The following is a 14,183-nucleotide window of genomic DNA, read 5'->3' on the forward strand; positions in this document are numbered from 1 at the left end:
AGCACACAATTTTAAAAAACAATCTCATGAACTTAAAAATAGCAGCATTAGCAGGAGACGGAATAGGACCAGAGGTAATCTTACAAGCGAAGAAAGCGTTACATGCTATTGGATTGGTTTTTGACCATGAGTTTGTTTTTGAAGATGCCTTTGTTGGAGCAATTGCCATTGAAAAAACTGGAAATCCACTTCCAGAACAAACATTGAATCTTTGTCTTAATACCGATGCCGTTTTATTTGGAGCTATCGGTGATCCAAAATACGATAATAACCCGGATGCTAAAGTGCGTCCAGAACAAGGTTTATTAAAATTAAGAAAATCATTGGGATTATTTGCTAATATCAGGCCGATAAAACCTTATGCTTCTCTATTGAATTCCTCTCCTTTAAAAAAAGAAATAATACAAGGCGCTGATTTTATAATTTTCAGAGAACTAACTGGAGGTGTTTATTTTGGTGAAAAAAAATTAAACGAAGCTGGAACAATCGCTTCAGATTTATGCGAATACTCAGAAGAAGAAATTACCAGAGTTTCCCATTTAGCATTTAAAAGTGCTCAAAATAGACGAAAAAAATTGACTATGGTTGATAAAGCCAATGTTCTTGAAACATCCAGATTATGGAGAAGAGTAGTGAAAAAAGTAAGTGAAAATTACTCTGATGTAGCTTTAGATTTTCTTTTTGTTGACAATGCAGCGATGCAAATTATTCTTAATCCAAGACAATTTGATGTGCTATTAACTGAAAATTTATTTGGGGATATATTATCTGATGAAGCTAGTGTTATTACTGGATCTATTGGATTATTAGCATCGGCATCATTAGGAAAAACAAATGCACTTTTTGAACCTATTCATGGTTCCTACCCACAAGCTACTGGAAAAAATATTGCAAATCCTATTGCTTCAATTTTATCTGCTGCAATGTTATTAGAATATTTTGGACTAAATAAAGAAGCTAAAAAAGTATATGAAGCGGTAGAAAAAGCCATCGAGTATAATGTTGTTACAGAAGATTTAAATACGGACTCAAAATTTGGAACCAATGAAGTGGGTGATTTTGTTGCAAACTTCATTTTAAGTAAAGATGATTTATATTTTAAAATTGATAACATCAAAATAGGACAATCAACAATCGTTTAATAGAAGCGTAATTTCAAAGTTCCAAAACAAAAAATACGTAAACAAATTAAAATATAATGGAATTAAATAAATATAGCAAGACCATCACTCAAGACGAAACACAACCTGCGGCTCAAGCGATGCTATACGGAATTGGTTTAACGGAAGAAGATTTGAAGAAAGCACAAGTAGGAATTGTAAGTATGGGTTACGATGGAAATCCTTGTAATATGCATCTAAATGATTTGGCTAAAGGGGTCAAAAAAGGAGTTTGGGATGCTGATTTAGTCGGGTTAATTTTTAATACAATAGGTGTAAGTGACGGTATTTCAAATGGTACAGACGGAATGCGTTATTCTTTGGTTTCGCGTGACGTAATTGCCGATTCTATCGAAACGGTAATGGGTGCTCAATGGTACGATGGATTAATTGCAATTCCAGGATGTGATAAAAATATGCCAGGATCTGTAATTGCAATGGGCAGATTAAATCGCCCTTCTCTAATGGTTTATGGAGGTTCAATTCATTCAGGACGTTGGAAAAATGAAAAATTAAATATTGTTTCGGCTTTTGAAGCTTTAGGAAAAAAATTCAGTAATACCATTACTCCTGAAGATTTTAAAGGTGTTATAAAAAATGCTTGTCCAGGTGCCGGTGCTTGTGGCGGAATGTACACGGCAAATACAATGTCATCTGCTATTGAGGCATTAGGAATGAGCCTGCCCTATAGTTCTTCTAATCCTGCTTTGAGCGATGAGAAAAAACAAGAATGTATTGATGCCGGAAAGGCAATCAGAATATTATTGGAAAAAGATATTAAACCAAGAGACATCATGACTCGTAAAGCATTTGAAAATGCCATTACTATAGTTGCTGTGCTTGGAGGTTCGACAAATGCAGTAATGCATTTAATTGCGATGGCCCATTCCGTAGATATCGAAATTACGTTAGATGATTTTCAAGCTATTAGTGATAAAACACCGCTGCTTGCCGATTTAAAACCAAGTGGTAAATATTTAATGGAAGACTTACATGAAGTAGGTGGTGTTCCAGCAGTAATGAAATATTTATTAAAAGTTGGATTACTTCATGGAGATTGTCTGACTGTTACAGGAAAAACTATAGCTGAAAACTTAGCTGCATTACCTGATTTAAATGATGGACAAGACGTGATTCATGAAATCCAAAAAGCCTTGAAAGCTACGGGAAACATACAAATATTATACGGAAATCTTGCTGAAGAGGGATGTGTTGCAAAAATGAGCGGTAATGAAGGTGATTTTTTTGAAGGGGAAGCGATAGTTTTTGAAAATGAATTTGATGTCATTGCAGGAGTCAGAAATGGAAACGTAAAACCTGGAAATGTAGTCGTTATCAGGTATTGTGGACCTAAAGGAGGACCTGGAATGCCAGAAATGTTAAAACCTACATCCGCAATTATGGGAGCTGGACTTGGAAAATCGGTAGCCCTTATTACAGATGGTAGATTTTCTGGAGGTTCGCACGGTTTTGTAGTGGGACATATTACTCCAGAAGCCTTCGACGGTGGTGGAATTGCACTGGTCAAAAATGGAGATATTATTACAATTGATGCCGTAAACAATACCATTAATTTGAAAATAACGGATGATGAATTCGCAGCAAGAAAATCAGAATGGATTCAGCCTGAATTGAAAGTGAATAAAGGAGTATTGTTAAAATATATTAGGTCTGTTTCAAGCGCCTCAACAGGTTGCGTAACCGATAAATAATTTATCAAAAAAAATAAATTTGAAAAATTTATTGCATTTTTAAAAAGAGATTTATAATTGCTATTTCAAATTAAAAAATAATAAACGTACCCATGGGAACAAATAAAATATCTGGCGCGGAAGCCGTTATTCGATGCTTATTAGAAGAAGGAGTAGACTTGGTTTACGGTTATCCAGGTGGAGCAATCATGCCGGTCTATGACGAGTTATATAAATTTAAAGATCAATTGCACCATGTTTTAGTCCGTCATGAACAGGGGGCAACGCATGCGGCTCAAGGGTTTGCAAGAGCAACAGGAAAAGTGGGTGTCGCAATTGCTACTTCAGGTCCTGGCGCAACAAATTTAGTTACTGGAATTGCCGATGCTCAAATCGATTCAACCCCAATGGTTTGTATTACAGGTCAGGTTGGAAAACATTTATTGGGTTCAGATGCTTTTCAGGAAACCGATATTATTGGAATTTCGACTCCGGTAACCAAATGGAATTATCAGATTACAGAGGCTTCTGAAATTCCGGAGATTATGGCCAAAGCTTTCTTTATTGCAAAATCAGGTCGTCCTGGTCCAGTATTAATTGATATTACAAAAAATGCTCAGTTTGATAAGATCGAATTCAGTTATAAAAAATGTACCAGTATTAGAAGTTACAATCCAAAACCGACTTTAAATCTGGAAAAAATAAAAGAAGCAGCGAAACTTATTAATACGGCTAAAAAACCATTCATCATTTTTGGACAGGGAGTAATTCTTAGTGAAGCGGAAGCGGAGTTAAAAGCTTTGGTTGAAAAGTCAGGAATTCCGGCCGCTTGGACCATTTTAGGACTTTCAGCGATACCAACAGATCATCCATTAAATGTAGGTATGGTAGGAATGCACGGAAATTACGGTCCTAATGTTTTGACGAATGAATGTGATGTTTTAATTGCGCTCGGAATGCGTTTTGACGACCGTGTTACGGGAAATTTAGCTACTTATGCAAAGCAAGCCAAAGTAATTCATCTTGAAATTGATCCTTCTGAGATAGACAAGAATGTGAAAACTACCGTGGCAGTTTTAGCCGATTTAAAAGAATCTTTAACCGCTTTACTTCCTTTTATCGAAAGTAACACCCATGAATCTTGGCACAATGAATTCAAAGCTAAATATGAGATTGAATTAGAAGCAGTAATTAATGACGAGTTAAAACCCAAAAAAGAAGGCATTTCTATGGGAGAAACGATTGAAATGATTAACAAACATTCTAAAGGAGACGCCATTATGGTTTCGGATGTGGGGCAACATCAAATGTTTGCTTGTCGATATGCCAAATTCAATTCGACAAAAAGTAATGTGACTTCAGGAGGTTTAGGAACGATGGGATTTGCTTTACCTGCGGCCATTGGTGCCAAAATGGGAATGCCAGAACGTGAAGTTGTTGCTATCATTGGTGATGGTGGTTTTCAAATGACGATTCAGGAATTGGGAACTATTTTCCAAACTAAAGTTCCTGTAAAAATTGTAGTGCTTAATAACGAGTTTTTAGGAATGGTACGTCAGTGGCAACAATTGTTTTTTGATAAAAGATATGCTTCTACTGAAATGATCAATCCAAACTTTATCGCTATTGCTGAGGGATATTATATTAAAGCAAAAAAAGTAACGAAACGAGAAGATTTAGACGCAGCTGTTGCCGAAATGATGGCTTCAAAAGAATCGTATTTTCTTGAAGTTATGGTAGAAAAAGAAAATAATGTATTCCCAATGATTCCAACAGGAGCCTCAGTTTCAGACATTCGTTTGTGCTAAAATAGTTATTATGGTTAATCTTTTAATCGATTAAACGGTTAACCAATTAAACAATAAAAAAATGGAAAATAAAACATTCACCATTTCTGTTTATTCAGAAAACAACGTTGGCTTATTAAACAGAATATCTGGAATATTCTTGAAACGCCACATCAATATTTTGAGTTTAAATGTATCCGAATCTGAAATTGAAAATGTTTCAAGATTTATCATTGTAGTTGATACAACCGAAAAATGGGTGCACAATATAGTTGGACAAATCGAAAAACAAATCGAAGTTATTAAAGCATTTTATCATATTGACGAAGAAACTATTTTCTTGGAAAATGCATTATTCAAAATTGAATCGACCTTGCTTTTTGATGAAAAACAAATTCAAAATATAATTAAAGAAAGCCACTCCCAGATAGTTACGGTTGCAAGAGACTTTTTTGTAATTTCAAAATCGGGACAACGTGCTGAAATAGAATCGTTATACGAAAAATTAAAACCTTTTGGAATCATGCAATTTGTTCGTTCCGGAAGAATATCGGTTTCCAAAGCAAAAATGGAAATTTCAACATTATTAGAAGAACTTAAACAAGAAGCTGTTTAATTTTCAATTACTAAACCTATTAATTATTAAATTTTACAATCATTAAAAAATAAAAAATGGCAAATTATTTCAATTCATTACCACTTAGATTACAACTAGAACAATTAGGCGTTTGTGAATTCATGGATCAATCTAAATTTGAAAATGGAATTAAAGCATTATCAGGAAAAAAAGTAGTCATCGTCGGTTGTGGAGCACAAGGTTTGAACCAAGGTTTGAACATGAGAGATTCAGGCTTAGATATTTCTTATGCCTTGCGCGCAGATGCAATTTCAGAAAAAAGGGCTTCGTTTAAAAACGCCTCTGATAATGGTTTTAAAGTGGGAACGTATGAAGAATTAATTCCAACGGCTGATTTGGTTTGTAACCTTACGCCAGACAAGCAACATACTGCTGTCGTTACAGCAATCATGCCTTTGATGAAAAAAGGTTCAACATTAGCGTATTCTCATGGGTTTAATATCGTTGAAGAAGGAATGCAAATTCGTAAAGACATCACTGTAATTATGTGTGCGCCAAAATGTCCAGGATCCGAAGTGCGTGAAGAATATAAAAGAGGTTTTGGTGTACCAACATTAATTGCAGTTCACCCGGAAAATAATCCTAATGGTGAAGGTTTCGAGCAAGCAAAAGCATATGCAGTTGCTACTGGAGGACACAAAGCTGGAGTTTTGAACTCGTCATTTGTAGCGGAAGTAAAATCGGATTTAATGGGAGAACAAACTATTCTTTGCGGAATGTTACAAACCGGTTCAATTTTATCTTTCGATAAAATGGTCGAAAAAGGAATCGAGCCTGCTTATGCTTCAAAATTAATTCAATACGGTTGGGAAACAGTAACGGAAGCATTGAAACATGGTGGAATTACAAATATGATGGACCGTCTTTCAAATCCTGCAAAAATTGAAGCGTATGAATTAGCAGATGATTTAAAAGACATCATGCGTCCATTATTCCAAAAACATATGGATGACATCATATCTGGTGAATTTTCAAAAAACATGATGATTGACTGGGCTAATGACGACATCAACTTATTGACTTGGAGAGCAGCAACTGCTGAAACAAATTTTGAAAAAACGGCACCAACATCGGCTTATATTTCAGAACAAGAATATTTTGATAATGGTGTTTTGATGATTGCTATGGTTAAAGCGGGCGTAGAATTGGCTTTCGAAACGATGACACAATCTGGCATTATTGAAGAATCTGCTTACTACGAATCTTTGCATGAATTGCCTTTAATAGCTAATACAGTAGCCCGAAAAAAATTATATGAAATGAACAGAATCATTTCTGATACTGCGGAATACGGTTGCTATTTATTTGATCATGCCTGTAAGCCGCTATTGACAGAGTTTATGAAAACTGTTGATACAAACGTAATTGGAAAACCATTCTCAACTTCAAACGGAGTAGATAATGCCGTACTTATTGCAGTAAATAAAAATATTCGTCAGCATCCTATTGAAGAGGTAGGAGAGTGGTTGAGAGAATCTATGACTGCAATGAAAAAAATAGGATAACAAAAATTAGGAATTACTACACATGAGGGTGTGTTGGAATTTGCATTATATCATGTTAATCTTTAGTATTTTGAATTAGTAACAATTATTAAGAGAAAACAGGATATTAATGCATTTTAAATTCACTTAACACCAAAACGAATTGCGAGTTAAGTGAAGTATTTCCTTTATTTTAAAATATAATAATTGAATCTATTTTGATTTTTTCAATTTACAATGGTGTAATTGTTAAATGTTTAGTAATATCTATTTTGTTATAAAATCTAAATTATTTTGGTTAATATATTTAGAAAATATTGTTCATTATTACTAAAATTATTTGTTGTCAAATTTTGTTAAAAGAAGGCGGGGTAGAAAAAATCTATCTCGCTTTTTTTATGTCAAACATTTTTATCTAAAACCACAAAAAAACCAACAAATATTTGGTAAAAAGATATTTTTTTATGTGATAATGATTTTTTTATAGAAACTAATATTTTAATAATTTTAAGAATAGCGGGAGATTTGATACTTTTATAAAAAATTAAAACATGAGCTATTATAAAATTGAAAATTTAGAGCAATATTTTAAACATTACAACAAATCAGTTCGTGAACCAAGAAAATTTTGGGGAAAAATAGCAGAAGAAAACTTTACTTGGTACCAACAATGGGATAAAGTTGTTGATTTTAATATGGCCGAAGCTCAAGTAAAATGGTTTACTGAAGCTAAAGTAAATATTACAAAAAATTGTATTGACAGACATCTAAATAAAAGAGGAGATAAAACGGCAATAATTTTTGAGCCTAATGATCCTAGTGAAAAAGCATTACATATCAGCTATAATGAATTACACCAACGCGTTTGTAAAATGGCAAATGTTTTGCGTGAACAAGGCATAAAAAAAGGGGATCGCGTTTGTATTTATTTACCAATGATTCCTGAATTAGCCATTACTACTTTGGCTTGTGCCAGAATTGGGGCGATACATTCGGTTGTTTTTGCAGGATTCTCCTCCTCGGCTGTAGCGACAAGAATAAACGATAGTGATTGCAAGATGGTCATTACTTCAGATGGTGGATTTAGAGGGAATAAAACGATCGACCTAAAAGGAATAATTGACGACGCATTAGTGAACTGCCCCGGAGTAGAAAAAGTACTTGTTGTTAAGAGAACAAACACGCAAGTCACTATGAAAGTAGGACGCGACCAATGGCTGCAACCTCTTTTAGAGGAAGCATCAGATAATAATGTAGCCGAAATAATGGATGCCGAAGATCCATTGTTTATTCTCTATACTTCCGGTTCTACTGGAAAACCAAAAGGAATGGTGCATACTACAGCAGGCTATATGGTCTATACCGCTTATACCTTTAAAAATGTTTTCAATCACGAAGAAAATGACATTTTTTGGTGTACCGCTGATATAGGCTGGATTACCGGACATTCTTATACTTTGTATGGTCCTTTGTTGAATGGTGGTACAACTGTTATTTTTGAAGGAGTTCCTTCTTATCCTGATTTTAGTCGATTTTGGGAAATTATCGAAAAACACAAAATCACTCAATTTTATACTGCTCCCACGGCAATTCGTGCTCTGGCAAAAGAAAGCTTAGAATATGTGCAAAAATATCCTTTGCAATCATTAAAAGTCATTGGATCTGTTGGAGAACCAATAAATGAAGAAGCATGGCATTGGTATAATGACCATGTAGGAGATAAAAGATGTCCCGTAGTAGATACTTGGTGGCAAACTGAAACTGGGGGAATTATGATTTCACCAATTGCATTTGTTACGCCAACTAAACCAACATATGCTACTTTGCCATTACCCGGAATTCAACCTGTTTTGATGGACGAAAAACGAAATGAAATAGAAGGAAATCAAGTGGTAGGAAGTTTATGCATTAAGTTTCCATGGCCTGGAATTGCCAGAACAATTTGGGGTGATCATCAGAGATATAAAGACACTTATTTCTCTACCTTTCCAGGTAAATATTTTACAGGAGATGGAGCTTTGCGGGACGAAGTTGGGTATTACAGAATTACAGGTAGGGTAGATGACGTAGTTATTGTTTCTGGACACAATCTGGGAACTGCCCCTATTGAGGATGCCATTAACGAGCATCCGGCAGTTGCTGAATCAGCTATTGTAGGTTTTGCACATGATATTAAAGGAAATGCCTTATATGGTTTTGTAACGCTCAAAGAAACTGGAGAAACCAGAAATAAAGAAAATCTGATCAAAGAAATTAATCAGCATATAGCCGATCATATTGGTCCTATTGCCAAGTTGGATAAAATTCAATTTGTTTCTTGTTTACCAAAAACTAGATCTGGAAAAATAATGCGTAGGATTCTACGTAAAATTGCTGAGGGTGATTATTCAAACTTTGGTGATACATCAACCTTATTAAATCCTGAGATTATTGAGGAAATAATACAAGGGAAATTGTAAATGAAATTAAATGCTGTTTGATTAAAACAGCTTTTTTTTTAGACTGGACTACTTGTTGGATGTTAAAAATAATTAAGTTAATTATGTAAGTTTTATTTTAAAAAATATAGCGACAATCTCAAACAAATCCATAAATTTACTTTTGTATGAAAAATAAGGAAGTCTTAATTATTGGCGGTGGTTTAGCAGGATTGACTGCTGCCATTCATTTATCCAAAATTGGATTTCAAGTTACCGTTGTTGAAAAAAATGAATTTCCAAAACACAAAGTTTGCGGCGAATATATATCGAATGAAGTTTTGCCATATCTCAATTGGTTAAATTTATGTATTACAGAATTAAATCCAACAAATATTACTCATCTTGAATTTTCAACAGTTTCAGGGAAAACAATTAAAAACAATTTAGCTCTTGGAGGATTTGGAATTAGCCGCTATACTCTTGACGAATATTTATTTAAAAAAGCAATTGAAAATGGCTGCAAAATAATCAGAGCTACAGTAGAATCGATTGTTTTTGATAAGGAAGAATTTACCGTAACGACTTCGGATAAAATTATTTTGAAAGCGGAGATTGTGATTGGTGCTTTTGGAAAACGATCCAATATTGATCAAAAATTAAATCGTAATTTTATTCTGAAAAAATCTCCATGGTTGGCTGTAAAAGCGCATTATTCAGGAGGTTTTCCCAATCATTTGGTTGGTTTACATAATTTTGAAGGAGGGTATTGCGGGGTTTCCAAAGTAGAAAATGATACCATAAATATTTGTTATTTAGCAGATTATAAAACTTTTAAAAAATTTAAAAATATTGATGACTACCAAGAAAAAGTAGTTTTTAAGAATCCACATTTAAAAGTAATTTTTGAAAAAAGTAAACTCGTTTTTGAAAAACCTTTAACGATTAGTCAAATTTGTTTTGAGAAAAAGCAAGCTGTTGAAAATCATATTCTGATGATTGGTGATACGGCCGGATTAATCCATCCTTTATGCGGAAATGGAATGGCAATGGCAATCCATAGTGCTAAAATTGTTTCAGAATTAATTGATAAATATAGCAACAACGAAATAAAATCCAGAACCGAACTAGAAGAAAAATACATTCAGGAATGGAATTTTAATTTTAAAAATAGGTTAAAAATGGGAAGATTTTTATCGACCCTCTTACAAAAGCAAAAACTATCTGTTGTTGTGATGCGAATATTAATTATATTCCCTTTTTTATTACCAAAAATTATAAAAAAGACACACGGAAAACCTATTATTTTAAACTTATAAATGCTTATAAATACCAAATATAGAACAGATGAACCTGAAACCATGGATGATTTTACTATGGAAGGAGAAATACTGCGGGATGCCTTGGACAAAATTGCTAAAATCAACCAGCTTTTAGGAGGAAACCAGCTAACTTTACGAGGTGTTCAGGGATTGATAAGAAGCATTTCTAAAACGACAACAATTACAATAGTCGATGTAGGTTGTGGTAATGGTGATATGTTGCGAACCTTGGCCGATTATGGGTTGAAAAATAATTTAGACTTTCAATTGATAGGAATTGATGCTAATAATTTCACAATTAATCACGCTCAACATTTATCTCGGCATTTTCCAAATATTCGATATCAATGTGAGGACATATTTGAAGAAAATTTCGCCAAATTAAAATACGATATTGTTCTGTGTACTTTGACGTTACATCACTTTAAAGACAACGAAATAATTCATTTATTACATGTATTTAATGCTAATTCAAAAGTGGGTATTGTTGTTAATGACTTGCAGAGGAGCCCAATTGCATATCGCCTATTTCAAGCACTATGTTTTGTTTTTCGATTAAATAAAATGTCCCGTGAAGATGGATTAATTTCAATTTTACGAGGATTTAAAAAAGTAGAATTAGTAAATTTTTCAAAAAAAATAAATTTTAGCAACTATAAAATCCACTGGAAATGGGCTTTCCGATACCAATGGATAATTTCAAAAATATGAGTGTAAAAATAAAAACAGTAACCAAACAGTTACCCAAATATTCAAGAAATACAGACGAAATTATTCCTTTTCTGGATGCTTGGCTAGATGGTCAGGAGGAACGTTTTATTAGAAAAGTTAAGAAAATTTTTGAAGGCGCCGCAGTCGATAAGCGGTATTCTATTATGGATCCCATTGCTGTTTTTACTAAAACATCTTTTGAAGAAAGGAATGATATTTATATACGTGAAGTCATTGAATTAGGTGAAAAAGTACTCGAAAAAGCTTTAAAAAAAGCCAATTGGAATCCTGAAGATTTGGATTATATCATTACCGTAAGTTGTACAGGAATTATGATTCCTTCATTAGATGCCTATTTAATTAATAAATTGAAATTGCGTCAGGATATTGTTAGGCTTCCGGTCACTGAAATGGGCTGTGCAGCAGGAATTTCTGGAATTATTTACGCTAAAAATTTCTTGCAGGCTAATCCGGGGAAACGGGCTGCCGTAATTGCGGTAGAAAGTCCTACAGCAACATTCCAATTGGATGATTTTTCGATGGCGAATATTGTAAGTGCGGCTATTTTTGGTGATGGAGCTGCTTGTGTTTTACTTTCTTCCCATGAAGAAGACGAAGGTCCCGAGATTCTAGCAGAAGAAATGTACCATTTTTATGATAATATTCATATGATGGGCTTCAAACTCAGCAATTCAGGTTTGCAAATGGTTTTAGATATTGAAGTTCCTGAAACGATAGCCGCTCATTTTCCGGATATCATACATCCTTTTTTAGAAAAAAACAATTTGGGAATGGAGGATATCGACCATTTGATTTTTCACCCTGGTGGAAAGAAAATAGTACAAACGGTTGAAGCTTTATTTTCTGATTTAGGAAAAAATATAAATGATACTAAAGAAGTTTTACGTTTGTACGGGAACATGTCAAGCGCTACCGTTTTATATGTTCTAGAACGAATTATGGATGATAATCCAAAAAAAGGGTCGAAAGGATTGATGCTTAGTTTTGGACCTGGATTTTCGGCACAACGAGTTTTATTGCAATTTTAACAACCTAAATCCAAAATAGGGGAATAGAAAATTATGAGAAAAGAAGAAATCATATCAAAATTACCCTATTCTAAGCCGTTTCTGTTTGTAGAGGAAATAAGTCATATTGATGAAAATGGAGTAGAAGGCAATTTTACTTTTGATGAAAATCTAGATTTTTACAAGGGGCATTTTAAAGATTTTCCAGTTACTCCAGGTGTCATTTTAACGGAAGTTATGGCTCAAATTGGAGTCGTTTGTCTGGGAATATTTTTATTGAATAATACATTTAGTGAAAATAATTCAATTGCTTTAACATCGACTAATGTTGAATTTTTGAAACCTATTTTTCCAAATGAAAAAGTAAAAGTATTTTCTGAAAAAATATATTTTAGATTTGGAAAACTAAAATGTAAAGTCATGATGAAAAATGAAAAAGGAGAAGTTGTCTGCACGGGAATAATTGCAGGAATGATGGTATCCCCACCCCAACCCTCCCCACAGGGAAGGGAGCCAAAACTGGATTAAAATAATTTGTTGAAAATGTCATTGAAATTAAATTTTATATGATCAAACGTGTTGTAATAACGGGACTTGGTGTAGTTGCTCCAAATGGAGTAGGGCTTGATGCTTTTACTCATGCCATCAAAAATGGGATTTCAGGTATTAAAAAAGATCCCGAATTAGCAAGATTGCAATTTTCTTGTCAAATCGCAGGAAAACCTGAAATTTCTACTGAATTATCATTGCAGTATTTCTCTGAATTAGAATTACGAAATTTTAACTCCACTGGTATTTTGTATGGCGTGATTGCAGGAATTGACGCATGGAAAGATGCAGGTTTATCCTTAGAAATAAATGAAGAGCCGGATTGGGATAGCGGAACCATTTTTGGCACTGGAACTTCCGGAATTGATAAATTTCGCGAAAGTATTTATAAAATAGACGATTTTCAAACCCGGAGATTAGGTAGTACAGCTGTAGCACAAACTATGAATAGTGGTGTTAGCGCTTATTTAGGAGGAAAATTGGGTTTAGGAAACCAGGTTACAACTAATTCCTCAGCTTGCACTACAGGAACCGAAAGTATATTGATGGCCTATGAACGCATACAGTCCGGTCAGGCAAAACGTATTTTGGCAGGAAGTACAAGTGATTCAGGTCCTTATATTTGGGGTGGATTTGATGCAATGCGAGTTTGTACTTTTAAACATAATGATTCGCCAGAACAAGGTTCGAGGCCTATGAGTGCAAGTGCTTCAGGATTTGTTCCTGGAAGTGGAGCAGGAGCTTTGGTTTTAGAAGATCTAGAAACTGCGCTGGCTCGTGGGGCAAAAATTTACGCTGAAGTTTTGGGTGGAAATGTAAATTCTGGTGGACAACGCGGATTAGGAACTATGACGGCTCCAAATCCTGTGGCAGTTCAGAAATGTATTAAAAGTGCCATTGCAAAGGCAGGAATTCATCCAAATGAAATTGATGCAATTAACGGACATTTAACAGCAACATCTAAAGATAGTTTAGAAATTCAGAATTGGAGTGAAGCTTTAGAAAGAAAAGGAACTGATTTTCCTTATATCAATTCGTTAAAATCAATGGTAGGCCATTGTCTGTCAGGGGCGGGAAGTATTGAAAGCGTGGCTTCGGTATTGCAATTACATCACGGATTTGTTTTTCCTAATATAAATTGTGAAGATTTACATCCCGAAATTACAGCGCTCATTGATGAGTCGCGAATCCCAAGAAAATTAATTGAAAAAGAATTAAATATCATTGCAAAGGCAAGTTTTGGTTTTGGAGATATTAATGGTTGCGTAATTTTTAAGAAATTTAAATGTCATCCACTAACCCTTTCCAAAGGGAAAGGAGCCAAATCCGAAAATCAATAATTAAAAACTGGAATTTAGCTATTAAAATATTGATTTTCACGTTTTTTAATAGCTGTA

11 protein-coding genes are annotated in these 14,183 nt (G+C 34.1%); all 11 read left to right on the forward strand.

The genetic code is table 11. The annotated features are described in order from the left end of the window. The first annotated feature begins 26 nt into the window (after positions 1 to 26). The 11 genes from leuB (at position 27) to C4S35_RS06695 (ending at position 14,126) form a co-directional block, all read left to right on the forward strand. Positions 27 to 1,142: a 3-isopropylmalate dehydrogenase gene (gene leuB, locus C4S35_RS06645; RefSeq protein ID WP_103999430.1), complete on the forward strand. Its 1,116-nt coding sequence runs from the start codon at positions 27 to 29 to the stop codon at positions 1,140 to 1,142. A gap of 56 nt (positions 1,143 to 1,198) precedes the next feature. After that, positions 1,199 to 2,872: a dihydroxy-acid dehydratase gene (ilvD, locus tag C4S35_RS06650; RefSeq protein WP_103999431.1), complete on the forward strand. Its 1,674-nt coding sequence runs from the start codon at positions 1,199 to 1,201 to the stop codon at positions 2,870 to 2,872. 92 nt (positions 2,873 to 2,964) lie between these two features. After that, positions 2,965 to 4,659, forward strand: coding sequence for a biosynthetic-type acetolactate synthase large subunit (gene ilvB / locus C4S35_RS06655; RefSeq protein ID WP_103999432.1), 1,695 nt, complete (start codon positions 2,965 to 2,967; stop codon positions 4,657 to 4,659). Positions 4,660 to 4,720: 61 nt separating this feature from the next. Next, on the forward strand, positions 4,721 to 5,254 hold the full coding sequence (gene ilvN / locus C4S35_RS06660; protein ID WP_103999433.1) for an acetolactate synthase small subunit: 534 nt from the start codon (positions 4,721 to 4,723) through the stop codon (positions 5,252 to 5,254). 56 nt (positions 5,255 to 5,310) lie between these two features. Further along, complete coding sequence (ilvC, locus tag C4S35_RS06665) at positions 5,311 to 6,780, forward strand: ketol-acid reductoisomerase (protein ID WP_103999434.1); 1,470 nt, start codon at positions 5,311 to 5,313, stop codon at positions 6,778 to 6,780. A gap of 530 nt (positions 6,781 to 7,310) precedes the next feature. Continuing rightward, positions 7,311 to 9,218: an acetate--CoA ligase gene (acs, locus tag C4S35_RS06670; RefSeq protein WP_103999435.1), complete on the forward strand. Its 1,908-nt coding sequence runs from the start codon at positions 7,311 to 7,313 to the stop codon at positions 9,216 to 9,218. Between the two features lie 146 nt (positions 9,219 to 9,364). After that, positions 9,365 to 10,495, forward strand: a complete 1,131-nt coding sequence (locus tag C4S35_RS06675) for an NAD(P)/FAD-dependent oxidoreductase (RefSeq protein ID WP_103999436.1) — start codon at positions 9,365 to 9,367, stop codon at positions 10,493 to 10,495. Continuing rightward, positions 10,496 to 11,209: a methyltransferase domain-containing protein gene (locus C4S35_RS06680; RefSeq protein WP_103999437.1), complete on the forward strand. Its 714-nt coding sequence runs from the start codon at positions 10,496 to 10,498 to the stop codon at positions 11,207 to 11,209. Continuing rightward, entirely contained in the window at positions 11,206 to 12,258 is a 1,053-nt protein-coding gene (locus C4S35_RS06685) for a type III polyketide synthase (protein WP_103999571.1), read from the forward strand. The genes C4S35_RS06680 and C4S35_RS06685 overlap by 4 nt, the downstream gene beginning before the upstream one ends. A 33-nt stretch (positions 12,259 to 12,291) precedes the next feature. Continuing rightward, positions 12,292 to 12,765, forward strand: coding sequence for a 3-hydroxyacyl-ACP dehydratase FabZ family protein (locus tag C4S35_RS06690; protein ID WP_103999438.1), 474 nt, complete (start codon positions 12,292 to 12,294; stop codon positions 12,763 to 12,765). Between the two features lie 38 nt (positions 12,766 to 12,803). Continuing rightward, positions 12,804 to 14,126 carry a beta-ketoacyl-[acyl-carrier-protein] synthase family protein gene (locus tag C4S35_RS06695; RefSeq protein ID WP_103999439.1) on the forward strand — a complete coding sequence of 441 codons (1,323 nt, stop codon included), beginning with the start codon at positions 12,804 to 12,806 and terminating at the stop codon, positions 14,124 to 14,126. Positions 14,127 to 14,183 lie beyond the last annotated feature (57 nt).

Source organism: Flavobacterium urumqiense (genome assembly GCF_900108015.1).
GTDB classification, from domain to species: Bacteria; Bacteroidota; Bacteroidia; order Flavobacteriales; family Flavobacteriaceae; genus Flavobacterium; species Flavobacterium urumqiense.

Excerpts from the sequence above, each read along its gene's own strand:
- ilvD (WP_103999431.1), top strand. The coding sequence starts at position 1,199 with ATGGAATTAAATAAATATAGCAAGACCATCACTCAAGACGAAACACAA.
- C4S35_RS06675 (WP_103999436.1), top strand. The coding sequence starts at position 9,365 with ATGAAAAATAAGGAAGTCTTAATTATTGGCGGTGGTTTAGCAGGATTG.
- acs (WP_103999435.1), top strand. The coding sequence starts at position 7,311 with ATGAGCTATTATAAAATTGAAAATTTAGAGCAATATTTTAAACATTAC.
- ilvC (WP_103999434.1), top strand. The coding sequence starts at position 5,311 with ATGGCAAATTATTTCAATTCATTACCACTTAGATTACAACTAGAACAA.
- C4S35_RS06690 (WP_103999438.1), top strand. The coding sequence starts at position 12,292 with ATGAGAAAAGAAGAAATCATATCAAAATTACCCTATTCTAAGCCGTTT.
- C4S35_RS06680 (WP_103999437.1), top strand. The coding sequence starts at position 10,496 with ATGCTTATAAATACCAAATATAGAACAGATGAACCTGAAACCATGGAT.
- leuB (WP_103999430.1), top strand. The coding sequence starts at position 27 with ATGAACTTAAAAATAGCAGCATTAGCAGGAGACGGAATAGGACCAGAG.
- ilvN (WP_103999433.1), top strand. The coding sequence starts at position 4,721 with ATGGAAAATAAAACATTCACCATTTCTGTTTATTCAGAAAACAACGTT.
- C4S35_RS06695 (WP_103999439.1), top strand. The coding sequence starts at position 12,804 with ATGATCAAACGTGTTGTAATAACGGGACTTGGTGTAGTTGCTCCAAAT.
- ilvB (WP_103999432.1), top strand. The coding sequence starts at position 2,965 with ATGGGAACAAATAAAATATCTGGCGCGGAAGCCGTTATTCGATGCTTA.
- C4S35_RS06685 (WP_103999571.1), top strand. The coding sequence starts at position 11,206 with ATGAGTGTAAAAATAAAAACAGTAACCAAACAGTTACCCAAATATTCA.